Source organism: Vibrio orientalis CIP 102891 = ATCC 33934 (genome assembly GCF_000176235.1).
Taxonomy (GTDB): domain Bacteria; phylum Pseudomonadota; class Gammaproteobacteria; order Enterobacterales; family Vibrionaceae; genus Vibrio; species Vibrio orientalis.
On sequence record NZ_ACZV01000005.1, the window covers coordinates 800303 to 816322 of the forward strand.

Sequence of the window (16020 nt, forward strand, 5' to 3'; positions counted from 1 at the left end):
AGGAGTTGACGTGTTCAATAATTTTGAAGCTTTTTTGTTAGCGATAACCATCCTTACACTGACGCCGGGTTTGGACACCGCGCTGGTGGTGCGTAACTCCTCACGCGGAGGTTTTGCCGATGGCGCGACAACCAGTTTGGGGATTTGTCTTGGCCTTTTTGTTCATGCCACGTTTTCTGCGGTGGGCATTTCTGCCATTTTAGCTCAGTCAGCCGAGCTGTTTAATCTTGTAAAGATGGTTGGTGCGGCATACCTGATTTGGTTAGGAATAACGACACTAAGAAGTGTTTGGAAAGGGGAAGTCGGATCGTTGGCGACAGAGTGCGCGCACAAACGAATCGATGTTAAGCGCTCACTGAGAGAAGGCTTTCTTTCTAATGTCCTCAACCCTAAAACCGCGGTATTTTATTTGGCGTTTTTACCTCAATTCATTAATCCTGAAGGTTCGGCATTTGTGCAATCTTGCTTGATGGCGAGTATCCACTTTGTGATTGCGATGATCTGGCAATGTGGATTGGCTGGATTGCTAAACTCGGCAAAGAGTTTGTTGAAAAGTGCGACCTTTATGAAAAGGATGGAAATGACGACCGGAGCAGTCTTAGTCGGCTTAGGAATAAAACTGATGGTGGAAGAATAAAAAAAAACAGCGACTTAGGTCGCTGTTTCTTTTTCTGGCTAGTTTTGCAATTGTGGCTCTTTCAGGGTGTTAACACTGGCTGCAAAGTACTGTTTGGTTTCTTCAATGACTACTTGACGAAGTGCGATGAGACCAATCAAGTTTGGAATTGCCATCAAGCCGTTAACGATATCGGCAATAATCCAAATCATATCGAGGTGAAGAAAAGCACCTGAGGCAACTAAAGCGACAAAGATAAATTTGTAAGGTAATACCGCTTTAGTACCAAAAAGATACACAACGCAGCGCTCACCGTAGTAGTTCCAACCCAGAATCGTTGTAAATGCGAAGAAGATTAAGCCGATAGAAACTAGCATTGGGCCAAATGTTTGCGCATTAAGGCCAACAGCAAAAGCATGCGTCGTCATCGCTGCGCCAGCGAAATCACTTTGCCATGCACCTGTTAGGATCAACGCTAGGCCCGTCATGGTACAGATGATAATGGTATCGAAAAACGTACCTGTCATCGAGATCAGCCCTTGTTTAACACATGAGTCTGTTTTTGCTGCCGCCGCTGCCATTGGTGCACTGCCAAGACCAGATTCGTTAGAAAATACGCCGCGTGCAATGCCCGACTGAATAGCCAGCATAATACTTGCACCTAGGAAGCCACCCGTTGCTGCTGTTGAGGTAAACGCAGAAACGAGAACCAATTCTACCGCATCAAGCAGCTTATCTGCGTTCATGATGATAACGCTTAAGCAGGCAAGAACATAGAACAGCGCCATCGTCGGAACGACCTTACCGGCAACATTTGCGATGGATTTAATACCCCCAAGCGTAACGAAGGCAACGAGAAGGGTTAATACACTTGCTGAAATTTCGCGTGAGACACCAAAAGAGATCTCGCTTGCATCCAAAATCGCGTTTACCTGAGGGAAGGTACCAATACCGAAGCAGGCAACGCCTAAAGCAAAGACCGCAAACATAACGGCGAGTGCCTTTGAGCCCACACCATATTGCAGGTAGTACATTGGGCCACCGATCATCTGACCGTTGCTGTCTTGTTGGCGGTATTTTACTGCCAACAAGCATTCAGCGTATTTTGTCGCCATGCCGAATAATGCTGCCAGCCACATCCAAAATAGTGCGCCTGGGCCACCTAGTTTGATTGCGGTTGCAACGCCGACAATATTACCAGTACCAATGGTTGCGGATAGAGCAGTGCATAACGCGGCGAAGCTGGAAACGTCGCCTTGCTTATTAGAGTCCTCTTTACTGAAGACCATTTTGAGGGCAGTAGGTAGGTGTCGAAACTGTAGTAGGCCTAAGCGAAAAGTGAAATAGACACCAGTACCAACTAGCAATATAAGCAGTGGTGGGCCCCAGACAAAATTGTCGATTGTTTTAAGTAAAGATTGTAAGTTATCCATGATTTCCCCTTAAGTGATAATGCTTATTTAAGGAGAAGAGTGAAAGCGCAGAGATCGCGGATCTCTGGTATTGATGCACAGCAAACGCCATGCAGCAGAATAGGTCTTTCCACTCCTCTGTCCTTTTGCCTGAGAGTTTCACACTACCAATTAGGGTAGAGCTTGCTCCTTCGGCGACCGCTTTCTACAACAAAGTAGTACGGTTCTCTCCAGAGGTTCCTCCAACGACAGTCCTCGCCACAATGTGGCACCTGAAAGATTTACTTCTTCGGTAGGTTATTCTTACCAAATGTTAAAATTTGGTAAATAACCACTCTCCTGCAGTCTTCATCGGAACGATTATCCAACTAGTGGATAAAAGTTAGTCAACAGTTCTGAAATAGTGCTGACGTGTGAACTTTATCATTCTTTTGGTGTAATTCAACCAAAAAATCATATCAATTAGCAATAATTGGTTGACTTGTTTCTGAGGGTTTTAAGGATATGGTTGGGTCATAATGACTACATTTGTTTTTGTGTCAATATGACCTTTTTGGGCTTTGGTTTTTTCTAGTTTATTGTTTTTTAAGGTTTTGTTTTTTGGCAAGGAATCTGCAATAGGAGAGGTAAAACATAATAACGATTTAAGTGAGGTCGATATGATTGCTCAACCAACGAAAAAAACTTTCAGTTTATTACTTTCTTACGCCAACATTGCCTTATTGGTTACGATGTTCGCTTTGATTGTGAGTGTGCTGATTTCCTACCCTTATGCTGACGCCTTCTCTTTGCATCAACAAATTGCAGCTCATATAAGTACGATTGTGATCGCCGCTTTTTTGAAAGTCAGCTACGTCCTTAGATGTCTTGCACAGTATAATTTAGGTTTAGAAGTCAGATAACAGATAAAAAAATAGCGCCGTTATGGCGCTATTTTTATTTAGAAGTAGTTAGCATCAACGAGTTCGCTCGTTTTTACGGATGTCACTTCTTCACGAGCTTCTAACCAAGCGACAACTTGCGCTTTTTGCTCATTAGTCACATCGGCATAACGTTCAGTGCAGCATAGGAAACCTTCAAAAAGTTCAAGGCCGCCACCACCGAAACACAAGCCAAGAGCGTCGACATAATCAATGAAGTCATCGACAAATGTATCGTAACGTTCGAAGTCGCTGATCGTCGTTTCACAGCTTAGTTCGAAACCAAGCATTGCAAACTCACCTAAGAACAGTTTTTTCTGAATACGACGTTTTTTATTGTCTAATTTGTATGGTTTCATTCTAATATCTCATTGATAATTGTGAGTCCTTTATACCCCAAATTCCCCTTGCCACCAAATTAAATGCTAGCTTGCTTACGGTAGTTGATGAATGTTTGCTCTGTTAGTGCGACTTTGACCCAGAGTGGTCACTCTACTCGACAAGAAACCTACGCAATTCTGACTATTTAGCGACAAAAATGGTATAAAGTAAGAAGTAGAAAGTCTGCCTAAGGAGAGGTTATGACAAGGTTATTAGCTATAGTATTTTTGATTGCGTTAGCTTATGTGCTGATACGTTATCGAACCAGCGAGAAGCTACAAAAATACGTTGTTATTACTATGGTATCTGGCTTTTTAATCTATACCGCGACATTAATGGTCACAGAACTCATCCGCTAACGACTTGGAGCAAAGAATTGAACGAACAAACTGATAGCCAAGAAAATGATGACGTTGTTGTCATCGAAGAGCGAGATAAACGTACTCAGATATATATCGTTATTGCTGGCGTTTTAGGCTTGGCATTAGGGGGCTTGATTGGCTCAACGTTAACGGCGAAAAAATGGGAAGAGACCTACCATACGTTAGAGCAGCAATATCAAACTCTAGCTGCTGACAAGAATCAGATGGCCGTTCGCGTCGAAGAAAAAGTTGCTAAGGTGGATGATGAAGTTGAGCAAAAGCTGCAGTTAGCAATCCAAGAGCAACAAGACGCTCACCAAGTGTCAATGAGCAAGCTTGAGCTGCAAGTGGAAGAGCTGGAGAAAGTGAACCTTTCGCTTGAGCAGCAAGTCGCGAATCAGCGAGAGCAACTTGAAACCGTGAACTCGAAAAACAGCAAACTGAACCGTCAGGCTGATATGCAGGCGACCATGCTTGAACGTTCAAGAGAGTTGTTCCAGCAAGAGCTCAAAGTGAAACAAGAGCTCGAAGCGTTAGAAAAAGAGCGCGACGACCTCGCTCCTAAATTGGTTACGCTGAAAAAAGAGTGTGATGTCTACCTTGAGGGAACGTCTTGGGACGCGAAATCAGATGCATGCGATAAGCAAGATGAAGCGAACTCTCGTTTGAGTCAAATAGAGCAAATGATTCGAGTTCACCAAATGGACTTAAAACAGATGCGAGCGCTGTCAGAAGAGCTTGGCCTGTAGGTATCGTTCACAACTAATCAGTCAATATCAATATAAAGCGCCTAATTAGGCGCTTTTTTTGTGTGTCGTTAAGTTTAAATAGAACAATATATTCATTTCGTTCTCTCGAAGTTTCGATTTTGCGCTACTGTTTATATGAGCAGAGGGATTGGTAAGGCATAGGATGCAACTGGTTAAAGTAAATCAAGGCATGCAGGTAATTGTCTATATTGCGTATATTGGTGCAGTAGGCATCACTTCGTATGGCTTAATTTCCCAGTCTCATCCTTGGGAGCTTGCCTACTATTTGTTCCCAGCGTTCTTACTGATGGCATTGGTCGTGACGTCCGAATCTTTCAAACATATCTTTGCCTTTTCAGCGACAGCTTTGTTTATCTTTGGTGGACTGGTCCAACCGTTTCCCTTAGATGCGATTAGAGAGTGTCTGTTCCTATTGCCATTTTGTTACATCGTACTTTTCCCTGGCACGCTGTGGCCAATTGCGGTGTGTGCAGCCTTGATCAATGGTTATTTGTACCAACTGTCGTTGTCAGACTTCGATGCTTTTATTGATACCTCTTTGGAGCTGACAGCTCTTACCCTTTTTGCCACCCTGATGACCTATTATTATGTGAAAACAAAGCAACAAGCGGTGGAATTTAAAGCCAAGAGCCAAACGGACTATTTGACCAAATTACCAAATATGAATGCTTATAAAGAAGCGATCGAACAGGTCAATAAATCAAACGCGTTCCACTTTGGGTTGATTCATATTGGGCTGGTTGGCTTTAAGAATGTGAATGATAGGTTGGGCTATCGACATGGTGATGATTTGCTAGTCGCTTTTGCTCAGCATATACGAGACGTGATTGGGACAGAGGGCACGGTCTATCGTCTGGGAGGGGATGAGTTCCTAGTCTTGGTCGAAAGTGAAGAGCTAACAGAAAAGTTAGAGGACTTGGTGTTTAGGCTCAATAAAAACCAAAGGGTCATGTACAGCGTTGACGATACCTCGCACCGCCTGAGTTTTTGTATGGGGATTGCGCTTGCAGAAGATGCATCGGGCAGTAACGAAGTATGGGAAAAGAACGCCGATTTTGCTTTATTCAAGGCTCGTTCAGAGCATGAAAATAATGTTTGCTGGTTCAACGACGAGTTACTCGGTGAAACGATACGCCAGCACCAAATAGAAACCGAAATTAAATCGGCATTAAAAAGTGAGCAATTTGTGTTGATGTTCCAGCCGAAAGTTTCTGTGGATTCTGCTCAAGTCATGGGAGCAGAAGCGTTGTTGCGTTGGAACCATCCGCAGTTAGGTATGGTACCGCCCATTGAGTTTATCCCAGTGGCTGAAAAAACCACACAAATTGTTCCTGTCGGGTACTGGATAATTTATGAGGCTTGTCGTCAGGCGAAGATGTTTAATGATGCAGGAACGCCAGTGTGTATTGCGGTCAATGTGTCAACGGTTCAGTTTGCACATGCGGACCTGTTTGATGTGGTTGTCAAAGCGCTGAAAGAGATCAAACTGCCTTCTCACTTGTTGCAATTAGAAATTACGGAATCAACGTTGATGAGTGATCCCGAGAGCATCACCGATATCTGTCGACAGTTGCGGGCGATTGGTGTCTCTATTGCGATTGATGATTTCGGTGTTGAGTACTCAAGTCTCAAATATCTTAAGCAATTACCCGTCGATATCATCAAGATTGACAAATGCTTTGTGGATGAGTGTGCGACCAGCCATTCTGACCGCATTCTGATTCGAACCATCATTCAAATGGGCCACAGCTTGGGGATCAAGCTAGTGGCTGAAGGGGTTGAAGCGCAAGAACAACTGGATGTACTTGCGCAAGAGCAGTGTGACCAGTATCAGGGTTATCTGTTTTCCCAACCGTTGTCTCGAGATGAGTTCTTCTCAATGCTCAAACAGCAAGAGGTGAGTGAGCCCACCGTTATTAGAAAATAAGTAGCTATTCGTAAATCAGCGGGAATCTCACAAATAAAAAGCCGCATCATGCGGCTTTTTGAAAGGGCGTAGCGAATGATTAATGCGTCAGATAGTGAAGCATGAACTCAGTGACTTTTACCATATCCTCAACCGCGATGAACTCTTCAGTCGTGTGGACCTTAGCCATCCCCGTTGAGATATTCACCGTTGTAAGACCCTTAGCGTTGAAGTTATTTGCGTCGCTGCCGCCACCTGTTCCTTTGGTGTAAGGATTGGCACCAATTGCTTCAAAGGAAGACTTAACGGATTGAATATGTGGGTGGTTGTCATCGATAACAAAGGCGTTGTAGGCACGAGTTGACTCGATCTCTACTTGAGCACCATGCTTGTCTGCTGCCGCTTGAAACGTTGCGATCATATGTTCAACTTGAGCAGTCAGTTTTTCATCATTCAGTGAGCGTGCCTCAGCGACGATTTTTAGCTCAGGCATAACGATATTTGTTGCACAGCCGCCTTGGACGATACCAATGTTAGCGGTGGTTTCCTCATCGATACGCAGCAGGTTCATTTGAGTGATGGCGTCTGCTGCTACCTGAATAGCACTGATACCTTCTTCTGGCGCCAGTCCCGCATGAGCAGGTTTACCAATGTACTTAGCGACGATCTTTTGTTGGCCAGGGGCTGCATTGACGATAGTGCCAATTGGGCCGCCAGTATCTAGTACGATCGCTTTGTCAGACTGAATAAATGACATGTCGAAGTGTTCAGAGCCAAACAAGCCACCTTCTTCGTGAACAGTAAACGCAATCTCAATCGTTTTATGGTCTGCGTTTTGTTCTTGGATAAGACGAACCGCTTCCATAATCGCTGCAATGCCTGACTTATCATCACCACCAAGAATCGTGTTGCCTTTTGAGCGAATGATGCCGTCTTCGATTACGGACTCAATACCTTTACCTGGAGTAACGGTATCCATATGACAGCTCAGTACGATACTTTCATCGAGTTGACCTTCTAGGCGAGCGTAGATGTTAAAGCCGTTAGAGATCTCTTGAGGAACAGGCAGTTTATGTACAGAAAAGCCAAGCTCACCAAGTTGCTCTGAGAGTGTTTCTGCGATCAGTTTTTCATCACGCGATTCACTGTCGATTTGGATCAGTTGGCAGAAGTGGTTGATTAAGCGTTCACGGTTTATTTGAGTCATTGTAATACCTTGTATGGGAACAGAGGCAATACATTAGCGTTGTGGCTCGCGACAAAGCCTGCGTTAAATCAATTAATCAGCCGCTCTTGGTCAATTTTCAGTAAATTTTATTGAGTCGTAGTACTAATGTTTGTTGGTGTGGTTTACGTCGTCGTCGAATGCTGTCCAGAGGGTTACAACGAATATGTCTATATAGATGTACGGAACATGGCTATGTAAACAAAATGTTACTCATAATTTTACTCTAAGCATTTGAATTTAAATGATTACACTTGCGGCTAACAACCTGTTTACACTTTATTTGAGCCGGTGAGAAGATTGTAAACTAGGGGGGAAAGGTTCATTTATCACTCGATGTGATCCAAGTTATTGAAAGAAACACGGAGTTAACCAATAACGAGGGATCAAAAATGAACGAAGCGTACAACCCACTAGGCACCGATGGCTTTGAATTTGTCGAATACACAGCGGCAGACCAAGAGGGCATTGAGAAGTTAAAAAACTTGTTTAACTCTCTAGGGTTTGCAGAAGTCGCGAAGCACCGTTCAAAGGAAGCTTGGTTATATCGCCAAGGTGATGTGAACTTTATTGTCAACGCCCAGCCTCATAGTCAGGCGCACGCATTTGCTAAGGTGCATGGCCCATCGGTTTGTGGCATGGCTTTTCGCGTTGCAGATGCGGCAGTGGCAATGAAACAAGCGCAGGACAACGGCGGAAAAGAGTACGTGACTGAAATCGGGCCAATGGAGCTGAGTATCCCAGCGATTTATGGGATCGGTGAAAGTCTGCTGTACTTTGTCGATCGTTACCAAGACGGCAGTATTTATGAGGTCGATTTCCGATTCTACGATGATGCCAAAGAGCGTTTAGCCAAAATGGACGTGGGTCTGTATGAAATCGACCATCTGACTCACAATGTGAAACAAGGCAACATGGATGTGTGGTCAGGTTTCTATGAGCGCATCGGTAACTTCCGCGAAATTCGTTACTTTGATATCGAAGGTAAACTTACAGGCCTTGTAAGCCGAGCGATGACAGCGCCTTGCGGAAAAATCCGTATCCCAATTAATGAATCTTCGGACGATAAGTCGCAAATCGAAGAGTTCATTCGTGAATACAATGGTGAGGGTATTCAACATATCGCCTTAACCACTGACAACATATACCAAACGGTTCAGACGCTGCGCGACCGTGGTATGGACTTCATGCCGACACCAGATACTTACTATGAAAAAGTGAATGATCGTGTAGAAGGTCACAGTGAAGATGTGGCGAAACTACGTGATTTACGCATCTTGATTGATGGCGCTCCGATGAAAGATGGCATCTTGCTGCAGATCTTCACACAAACGGTTATTGGCCCAGTGTTCTTCGAAATCATTCAGCGTAAAGGCAATGAAGGATTTGGTGAAGGTAACTTTAAAGCGCTGTTTGAATCGATCGAAGAAGATCAAATTCGCCGTGGGGTACTCGATGATGCATAAATGGATTACATTCCCTCACCGGGAGGGAGTGTGCTCTAAACAAGCACATGCGGACTTCCCGGAAGAGGCCATTTACGAGCGGGAAGCAGGGCGAAGTGGATTCTTCGGTCCTGCGGCTCACTTCCATCATCAGCACGCACCCACCGGTTGGAGTGAATGGGAGGGGGAGCTAAAACCCCGCGCGTTCGATTTCAACGATGTTGAGACGGCAACTCAAACCTCACCTTGGTCTGTGCCTCACTTGCTGCACAATACAAACTGTAAAGTCAGAGTGTGGAAGTTTGATAAAGAGATGAGTCACTTGGTGCGCAATGCTGATGGTGATGAATTGTTATTTATCCACCAAGGCAAAGCAGACTTGTTTTGTGATTATGGCCATTTAGAAGTGACCGAAGGGGATTATGTGATGATCCCTCGTTCGACGACATGGCGTATTGAGCCCCATGAGCCAATGTTTGTTTTGATGATAGAAAACACTGATGCAGCTTACACCCTGCCAGATAAGGGGATGGTCGGTAATCACGCCATATTCGACCCTGCAGTATTAGATGTACCTAAGATTGATGAGGCGTTTAAGGCGCAGTACTCAGAGCAATCGACGCAGGTTCACATTAAGCGCCATGGCGAAGTGAGCGTCGTGACTTACCCATTTAATCCACTCGATGCCATCGGCTGGCATGGCGACCTTTCTGTGGTGCGTGTCAACTGGCGTGATATCAGGCCGCTGATGTCTCATCGCTACCACTTACCTCCTTCAGCGCACACGACGTTTGTCGGCCAAGGCTTTGTGGTGTGTACCTTTGTACCGCGGCCTATTGAAAGCGATCCTGGTGCGTTGAAAGTGCCTTTTTATCACAGTAATGATGACTACGACGAAGTGCTGTTTTATCACGCGGGAGACTTTTTCAGCCGAGACAATATTGAGGCGGGTATGGTGACTTTTCATCCAGCAGGATTTGCTCACGGTCCTCACCCCAAAGCGTTCAAAGCGGGACAGGAATATAAGAAAAAGTTTACCGATGAAGTGGCAGTGATGATTGATACTCGCCATGCACTTGAGTTTAGTGATGAAGCAAAACAAGTAGAAAATCAACAATATATCTACAGTTGGCAGGAAAAGTAACGCGAGGATAAAGTATGAAATTAGCTAGCTTGAAAAATGATAGCCGTGATGGCTTGTTGGTCGTTGTCAGTAAAGATCTTGCTAAATGCGTTGCTGTTCCTGAAGTGGCTCAGACGATGCAATACGCGTTGGACAACTGGGACAATGTTGAACCACAACTTAATGAGCTCTACATAGCGCTAAATAATGGCGAATTGACCCAAGAGATGACCTTTGATCAAGCGCTGTGTGAGTCACCTTTACCGCGCGCTTATCAATGGGCGGATGGATCTGCTTATGTAAACCACGTTGAGTTGGTGAGAAAAGCACGCGGTGCTGAAATGCCCCCAAGTTTTTGGACCGACCCATTGATGTACCAAGGTGGCTCTGATGCGTTTATCGGGCCTAGAGATGATGTCCCAGTTACAAGTGAAGAGTGGGGGATTGATTTTGAAGGTGAGGTCGCGGTAGTAACAGGCGATGTGCCAATGGGAGTATCGATTGAGAACGCGGCAAAATCGATTCGATTACTGATGCTTGTCAATGACGTCTCATTACGTGGTTTAATTCCCAATGAGTTAGGTAAAGGCTTTGGCTTCTTCCAATCTAAGCCATCTTCAGTCTTCTCGCCCGTTGCGGTAACGCCAGATGAATTAGGTAAAGACTGGGACGGCGGTAAGGTGAATCTGCCATTGCTGAGTTTCTATAACAACCAACCGTTCGGGTGCCCGAATGCCGGCGTTGATATGACTTTCGAGTTTCCAGAGCTTATCGCTCATGCCGCCAAATCGCGTCCTCTGTCTGCAGGAGCCATTATTGGCTCTGGCACCGTATCGAATAAGCAGGGCACGGAATACGGAACGGCCATCTCTGAAGGGGGAGTAGGTTACTCTTGTATTGCTGAAGTACGCATGATTGAAACCATTCGTGATGGTTCACCATCGACCTCATTTATGAAATTTGGCGATCGAATTAAGATGGAAATGCTGAATCAGGATGGCGAGTCAATTTTTGGCTCTATCGATCAGCAGGTGGTGAAGTATGCATGATCGTATTCTCTACAGTTACTGGCGTTCGTCAGCGGCTTATCGAGTACGGATTGCTCTGAACCTAAAAGGGCTAGAATACCAACAGCGCTCTGTGCATTTGGTTAATAACGGTGGGGAGCAACACTCCACCGAATTTAAGCGCTTAAATCCAAATCAGTTGGTTCCTGTCTTTGTGGATAATGGCATGGTACTTAACCAATCGTTAGCGATTATCGATTATCTTGACGAAACTTACAGTGATGCCTTACTTGTGCCAAAGAGTGGAGAGGCGCGCTATTTAATTAAAGCGATGGCACAAGATATCGCTGTCGATATTCATCCATTAAACAATTTACGTGTGTTGCAGTATTTAAGTAATGAACTTCATGTCGATGAGGATGACAAAAGTGCGTGGTATAAGCACTGGATTGCGACTGGATTTGAGGCTTTAGAGCAACGTATTTCGGTAACGAGAGGGCAGTACTGTGTCGGAAACGAGATATCATTGGTTGATGTCTGCTTAATGCCACAAATGTACAATGCGCAGCGCTTTGGAGTCGATTTGACGAGCTATCCCAATTTGCATGATGTGACAACGTCACTTGGTAAGGTGCGGGCGTTTATTCAAGCGGCCCCAGAACAGCAACCTGATGCGATGTAAGAGGTAAAATAAGAAGGGGTTGTCATTTTCGCTTATGATAAAAAGCAAAAAGGCCACCCCATGGCGGCCCTCATCCCTTCTCGGAGAAGCGAACAACTTAGCGTAAACCGTTAGGGTTACGTTCTCTTTGTTGTAGCTCAGCAATGTTAAACTGACGTACATCTAGTGTCGCCATATCATTGCACTCCTTGCATGAATGGTGGCATAAACCATCAACATACTCATGCTTGGCAAGCATACTTGGCTTTTTACACCAGTCGCAGATGCCTTCGATCGTAAACATAATACTCTCCTCACCTTTATAACCTAGGTGTTATTTTCGCGGCAAATTATGGCATAGAGAACATGGATTGGTTAAGCATTTGTTATGTTTAATGGGAGGGGGATCGATTGCGCAGCTTGGTATTGCAAGGCTTATCGTATTTACACAACTTAGCGATGCGCATTTTGTAACTATTTGTTAACGACTTTAAGGATCAGTTTTAACGCTTGGTTTAAACGTTTCATTTCCGCGTCACTTCCTTTCAAGTCAGGGTGATAGATTTTAGATAATTGCTTATAACGAGCTTTAACCTGCTTTTCGTCCGGAACTGCGTTAGGGCTGTACCCAAACAATGCACAGGCTAAGGTTAGTGGTTTTTCTTTAGGGTTTGGCTGTGAGCTTTGTTCTTTGGGAGCATGCGCTTGCTGTTTCTTGATATGACGATATAGCGTTTCCAACTGGCGCTTTTGCTGTTTCAGTTGTTCATCTTTTCGCTTTAGTTCTCGCTCTAACTTAATCTGTTTACGCTTTGCTTCATCGTCGAGCTCTGTTGATGAGAGTGAAAGACGTTGATTGCGACGAAATAGCCAAGCGATGACGAGTAGACTTGCGCCGAGTAGGGCAACAATTCCATATAACGTCATATTCTGGGCATCTTGGCTGTTGGCAATCGACTGCGCTTTTGGGTTCACTTCAATATCTGTCGTATCAAACGCCACTTCAAGCTGCTCGATAGCCGAGACTTGTTTCGCGCGACGGGCATTAAATTGCGCTTCTAGTACGCGCGCGTAATCTTCTTCTGCTTGAGGGTCATTGCGTGATGCCTCTTCGTACCATAACTCTGCGAGGTCAAGAGCATTAGGACCTTGCTTGAGACTTTCGTAGAGTTTTCCAAGCGATTTAGCCGCCTCTGGACTGCCATTGCTTGCTGCGTGGCTTAGCCAAAAAATCGCATTTTCAGTGTCTGCCTTCGTACCATCGCCCGTAAAGTAGGCGTGCCCTAAAGCTGCTGCAGCATTGTTGTTGCCATTTTTTGCTGCTTGTTGGTACCAATAGAACGCTTCAGATTGCGATTGTTCGACTTGGTCTCCTGTGGAATAACGATTAGCCAGTTCTAGTTGGGCTTGGACGTCTTGGTTCTGCGCACTTTGGAGCAGCTCTTCGATAGGTTGCGCTATGCATGAAGAGGATAAAAATAATAAAAGTAGCGAGAGTGTGCGCAAAAGTGACCTCGAGAACGGCTTAAACCAACTTAACTATTGGCTAAGTATATCAATTAGTACGCAGAGATAGAGCAAGATGAGTGAAAATTGTGTAACCAATACTAAATTGGCTTCCGAAGAAGCCAATTGTGATTTGCTGTACTGTTACGCCGTTACTTATTTAAGCGGTAGAATTTGGATCTCTACACGACGGTTACATGCACGACCTGTTGTTGTGTCGTTAGTACATATTGGGTAACGCTCGCCATTACCACGCGCCACTGCACGGCCAGCCGCTACACCTTGTGAAACTAGGTATGAGCGTACAGATTCAGCGCGGCGCTCAGACAATACTTGGTTGGTTGTATCGCTCCCCGTGCTGTCTGTGTGGCCATCGATCACTAGGCTAGTGTCTGGGTATTCAACGAGAATACGTGCAACGCCACGTAGCGTGTTGTGGATGCTTGGGTCCAGCGCGTAAGAGCTAGATTGGAAGCCGATGCCGTTTTCTAAACGAAGCATCAATTGGTTTTCGCCAACGCGCTCTACTTGAACACCTGAGTCTAGTAGCTCTTTGCGAAGTGCAGCTTCTTGCTGGTCAAAGTAGTAACCGACACCGCCACCGACTGCGGCACCGCCTGCAGCACCAATTAGCGCATGTTTGCGACGTTCATCCGCGTTATCACCCGTCGCTAGGCCAACAGCAACACCAGTAAGAGCACCGATGAGTGCGCCTTTTGTTGCTGAGTTAGTTTCTGATTCACCAGTGGTCGCGTTTTGGCGTTGAGTTGCCTGACAGCCAGTAAGAGCGATTGCGACAGCCAAAGCAAGAGTCATTTTTTTCACGATAACATCTCCGTGTATTATGCTAGTTCCCCGAAATTCATGCGGGTTTTTGATCAGCAGTGAATAAACCTTATGATATTCGTTATGTCAAATCTAAAAAGCATAATTTGACACAATATGACAGTTGGTGTGTGTTTTTTGAACTATCTGAGCATTTTAGGCGCTTGAGCACCATTGATTGGACGGCTGACCGAAACAGTGCGGCCTTTCTTTAAACCGACCTCATAGTCATCAGTTAGGTTCTTCATCGCCTCTCTAAGCTGCTGCTTAAAGGTCTCACGATCGATGTTTTGGAACTCTTTATCGATGTAATCATCAATTTTCTTGGCTGAGTCCTCATCGGGGCTGATGATCGGCAGTTTTTCAAGTGCGCCTTCAACCCAGCCAGAAAGAAATGAGTTCACACGACGGGTAACTTCAGCATTGGAAGTCCCTGATCCCGCGAACCCGTTACGGAACCTGCCTGTTTGCTCGTTCATCTCACGATAGATGATATCGAAGGCGAAGGCTGCGAAGATGGCTCGGTCAGCTTCACCGATAAACTCGACACGCTTTAAGCCCTTATGATTCAACAGTACTGCTTCAACACCAAATTTGGTGTTAATACCGCGAATGATTCTTAGGATATTTGAACCGACATTCGCTGGGAGTAAATGCGTCGATTGAGTCTTGCCCATCTTGATAAACTCGATATCGTCTTTATCTAGGCCGTATTTCAGCATTAGACGATGAGCCATTTTAATCGCATTTGCTGCTTCGTTTACGTTGGCTGAGTTACCAAGCTCTAAACATTTTGCAATTTTTTTAAGGGCTTTCTGTTTATCCATTGAACGGAACAAATCTCACTAATTTTACGAAGTCGGACATTTTAACGTGTTATGGCCCAAAACGGAAATAATCCAGCTAAAGAATAGCCGATGTCGGATGAGATCAGGACGAAGATTTAAGTGGGGACGAATAGTGAAAACGAACACACGCCACCACCAAAAGGTGGTAGCGCACATACAAAATTACGGACAAGCGACGAGGTTAGATGCCTAGTTCATCAAGCAAGTCGTTTGCGCTGGCACCACTCGCCGCTTCAGACTTTGTCTCTTTATCCGACTTCATTTTTTGCTGAGCTTTTTCCAGAATAGTATCTGGGCACTCGTCTTCAGCCGATTCGAAATCTTCTAATTGGATAAACTCAGTTTTATCCATCGCAAGTTCTAAATAGAAAATGTTGCCTTGATCGGTAGAGAAGGTCACACGACGGGCTTGCGGTCGGTCAAGGTTGGTATCTACTGAGAGGTTCACTTGCTTATTCAGTGCCAACATTTTCGGTTGGTTCTGAGTGATGTGAGTATGAAGATCTTTACGAACTTGATTGGTAAAGTTACCGACCAATTGGTTCATTAGCTCCCCAAGTACGTCAGCGACTTCATCAGAGGTGTGCAGGACGGCAAGCTCTTCTTCAGGCATTCCCATATTGCGCATGTAGTTTGTGTAAACTTCTAATGCAGCTTTAGAGGTGAAGTTAATAACCACTAAACCAGAGAAGCCACCATCGAAAAGTACAAAACAGCCAAAGTCAGGTTTTAAGCTGGTCTTGGTGATTTTTTGCACCATAGCTGAGTAAGTAATTTGCGAGCTGGTTGCTGAACTCAATACACCAGAAACGGACTGGCATAGCTTTAATAGAATATCTTCTGTTGTGACAACTTTATTTTTTTTCATGGATGATTCGCTCATAGAAACACTTCAAATTGTTTTTATTCATTTTAAGTGTGGGAAAAAAATGCGATAAGTTCCATTCTGACACTGCATTTCTGTTTTGATCACCCTTTTAAATGTTGTAAAGTGACGAGATTCAAATAATAGT

17 protein-coding genes and 1 riboswitch are annotated in these 16020 nt (G+C 44.8%); of the genes, 9 read left to right on the forward strand and 8 right to left on the reverse strand.

What is annotated here, in order from left to right; genetic code table 11:
• Window positions 1–10: 10 nt before the first annotated feature.
• Window positions 11–637 (forward strand): LysE family translocator, encoded by a 627-nt coding sequence (locus tag VIA_RS14510; protein ID WP_004413770.1) that lies wholly within the window; start codon window positions 11–13, stop codon window positions 635–637.
• A 38-nt stretch (window positions 638–675) separates the two neighbouring features.
• On the opposite strand, the gene VIA_RS14515 is transcribed toward VIA_RS14510, so the two are convergent.
• Entirely contained in the window at window positions 676–2049 is a 1374-nt protein-coding gene (locus VIA_RS14515) for an alanine/glycine:cation symporter family protein (protein ID WP_004413772.1), read from the reverse strand.
• Window positions 2050–2156: 107 nt separating this feature from the next.
• Window positions 2157–2272, reverse strand: a riboswitch (glycine riboswitch).
• A gap of 415 nt (window positions 2273–2687) precedes the next feature.
• Between VIA_RS14515 and VIA_RS14520 the strand changes: the two genes are divergently transcribed.
• A complete protein-coding gene (locus VIA_RS14520; protein WP_004416442.1) occupies window positions 2688–2930 on the forward strand; it encodes a hypothetical protein in 243 nt (80 codons plus the stop codon).
• A gap of 38 nt (window positions 2931–2968) precedes the next feature.
• Here VIA_RS14520 and VIA_RS14525 read toward each other — a convergent pair whose 3' ends face one another.
• Entirely contained in the window at window positions 2969–3307 is a 339-nt protein-coding gene (locus VIA_RS14525) for a 50S ribosome-binding protein YggL (RefSeq protein WP_004413774.1), read from the reverse strand.
• Window positions 3308–3529: 222 nt separating this feature from the next.
• Between VIA_RS14525 and VIA_RS22425 the strand changes: the two genes are divergently transcribed.
• The 3 genes from VIA_RS22425 (at window position 3530) to VIA_RS14540 (ending at window position 6388) form a co-directional block, all read left to right on the forward strand.
• Window positions 3530–3688 carry a hypothetical protein gene (locus VIA_RS22425; protein ID WP_004413776.1) on the forward strand — a complete coding sequence of 53 codons (159 nt, stop codon included), beginning with the start codon at window positions 3530–3532 and terminating at the stop codon, window positions 3686–3688.
• A 17-nt stretch (window positions 3689–3705) separates the two neighbouring features.
• The gene (locus tag VIA_RS14535) at window positions 3706–4440 is read left to right on the forward strand and encodes a hypothetical protein (RefSeq protein WP_004413778.1); all 735 of its coding nucleotides are present in this window, start codon (window positions 3706–3708) and stop codon (window positions 4438–4440) included.
• 163 nt (window positions 4441–4603) lie between these two features.
• Window positions 4604–6388, forward strand: a complete 1785-nt coding sequence (locus tag VIA_RS14540) for a putative bifunctional diguanylate cyclase/phosphodiesterase (RefSeq protein ID WP_004413779.1) — start codon at window positions 4604–4606, stop codon at window positions 6386–6388.
• Between the two features lie 79 nt (window positions 6389–6467).
• Here VIA_RS14540 and VIA_RS14545 read toward each other — a convergent pair whose 3' ends face one another.
• Window positions 6468–7574 (reverse strand): M20/M25/M40 family metallo-hydrolase, encoded by a 1107-nt coding sequence (locus tag VIA_RS14545; protein ID WP_004413781.1) that lies wholly within the window; start codon window positions 7572–7574, stop codon window positions 6468–6470.
• A gap of 410 nt (window positions 7575–7984) precedes the next feature.
• Here VIA_RS14545 and hppD point away from each other — a divergent pair, with 410 nt between their 5' ends.
• Genes hppD through maiA form a run of 4 tightly spaced genes read left to right on the forward strand, consistent with a single transcriptional unit; the run spans window position 7985 to window position 11849 of the window.
• A complete protein-coding gene (gene hppD, locus VIA_RS14550; RefSeq protein WP_004413782.1) occupies window positions 7985–9058 on the forward strand; it encodes a 4-hydroxyphenylpyruvate dioxygenase in 1074 nt (357 codons plus the stop codon).
• Window positions 9051–10181 (forward strand): homogentisate 1,2-dioxygenase, encoded by a 1131-nt coding sequence (locus VIA_RS14555; RefSeq protein WP_004416440.1) that lies wholly within the window; start codon window positions 9051–9053, stop codon window positions 10179–10181. Before hppD ends, VIA_RS14555 begins: the two co-directional genes overlap by 8 nt.
• A 14-nt stretch (window positions 10182–10195) precedes the next feature.
• Window positions 10196–11209: a fumarylacetoacetate hydrolase family protein gene (locus VIA_RS14560; RefSeq protein ID WP_004413785.1), complete on the forward strand. Its 1014-nt coding sequence runs from the start codon at window positions 10196–10198 to the stop codon at window positions 11207–11209.
• Complete coding sequence (gene maiA, locus VIA_RS14565; RefSeq protein WP_004413787.1) at window positions 11202–11849, forward strand: maleylacetoacetate isomerase; 648 nt, start codon at window positions 11202–11204, stop codon at window positions 11847–11849. The genes VIA_RS14560 and maiA overlap by 8 nt, the downstream gene beginning before the upstream one ends.
• Before the next feature lie 97 nt (window positions 11850–11946).
• Here the strand turns inward: maiA and VIA_RS14570 are convergent, their stop codons facing one another.
• From VIA_RS14570 to VIA_RS14590, 5 genes are all read right to left on the reverse strand, one after another.
• A complete protein-coding gene (locus VIA_RS14570) occupies window positions 11947–12132 on the reverse strand; it encodes a hypothetical protein (RefSeq protein ID WP_004413788.1) in 186 nt (61 codons plus the stop codon).
• A gap of 170 nt (window positions 12133–12302) precedes the next feature.
• Window positions 12303–13334: a J domain-containing protein gene (locus VIA_RS14575; RefSeq protein WP_004413790.1), complete on the reverse strand. Its 1032-nt coding sequence runs from the start codon at window positions 13332–13334 to the stop codon at window positions 12303–12305.
• A 156-nt stretch (window positions 13335–13490) separates the two neighbouring features.
• Complete coding sequence (locus tag VIA_RS14580) at window positions 13491–14159, reverse strand: YiaD family glycine zipper/OmpA-like lipoprotein (protein ID WP_004413792.1); 669 nt, start codon at window positions 14157–14159, stop codon at window positions 13491–13493.
• A gap of 143 nt (window positions 14160–14302) precedes the next feature.
• The gene (locus VIA_RS14585; protein WP_004413795.1) at window positions 14303–14986 is read right to left on the reverse strand and encodes a DUF2786 domain-containing protein; all 684 of its coding nucleotides are present in this window, start codon (window positions 14984–14986) and stop codon (window positions 14303–14305) included.
• Window positions 14987–15188: 202 nt separating this feature from the next.
• Window positions 15189–15875: a DUF3334 family protein gene (locus VIA_RS14590; RefSeq protein WP_004416437.1), complete on the reverse strand. Its 687-nt coding sequence runs from the start codon at window positions 15873–15875 to the stop codon at window positions 15189–15191.
• Window positions 15876–16020 lie beyond the last annotated feature (145 nt).

Coding starts and splice junctions, on each gene's coding strand:
- VIA_RS14585 (WP_004413795.1), bottom strand. CDS start 14,986: ATGGATAAACAGAAAGCCCTTAAAAAAATTGCAAAATGTTTAGAGCTT.
- maiA (WP_004413787.1), top strand. CDS start 11,202: ATGCATGATCGTATTCTCTACAGTTACTGGCGTTCGTCAGCGGCTTAT.
- VIA_RS14540 (WP_004413779.1), top strand. CDS start 4,604: ATGCAACTGGTTAAAGTAAATCAAGGCATGCAGGTAATTGTCTATATT.
- VIA_RS14555 (WP_004416440.1), top strand. CDS start 9,051: ATGCATAAATGGATTACATTCCCTCACCGGGAGGGAGTGTGCTCTAAA.
- VIA_RS14560 (WP_004413785.1), top strand. CDS start 10,196: ATGAAATTAGCTAGCTTGAAAAATGATAGCCGTGATGGCTTGTTGGTC.
- VIA_RS14525 (WP_004413774.1), bottom strand. CDS start 3,307: ATGAAACCATACAAATTAGACAATAAAAAACGTCGTATTCAGAAAAAA.
- VIA_RS22425 (WP_004413776.1), top strand. CDS start 3,530: ATGACAAGGTTATTAGCTATAGTATTTTTGATTGCGTTAGCTTATGTG.
- VIA_RS14545 (WP_004413781.1), bottom strand. CDS start 7,574: ATGACTCAAATAAACCGTGAACGCTTAATCAACCACTTCTGCCAACTG.
- VIA_RS14515 (WP_004413772.1), bottom strand. CDS start 2,049: ATGGATAACTTACAATCTTTACTTAAAACAATCGACAATTTTGTCTGG.
- hppD (WP_004413782.1), top strand. CDS start 7,985: ATGAACGAAGCGTACAACCCACTAGGCACCGATGGCTTTGAATTTGTC.
- VIA_RS14520 (WP_004416442.1), top strand. CDS start 2,688: ATGATTGCTCAACCAACGAAAAAAACTTTCAGTTTATTACTTTCTTAC.
- VIA_RS14590 (WP_004416437.1), bottom strand. CDS start 15,875: ATGAAAAAAAATAAAGTTGTCACAACAGAAGATATTCTATTAAAGCTA.
- VIA_RS14570 (WP_004413788.1), bottom strand. CDS start 12,132: ATGTTTACGATCGAAGGCATCTGCGACTGGTGTAAAAAGCCAAGTATG.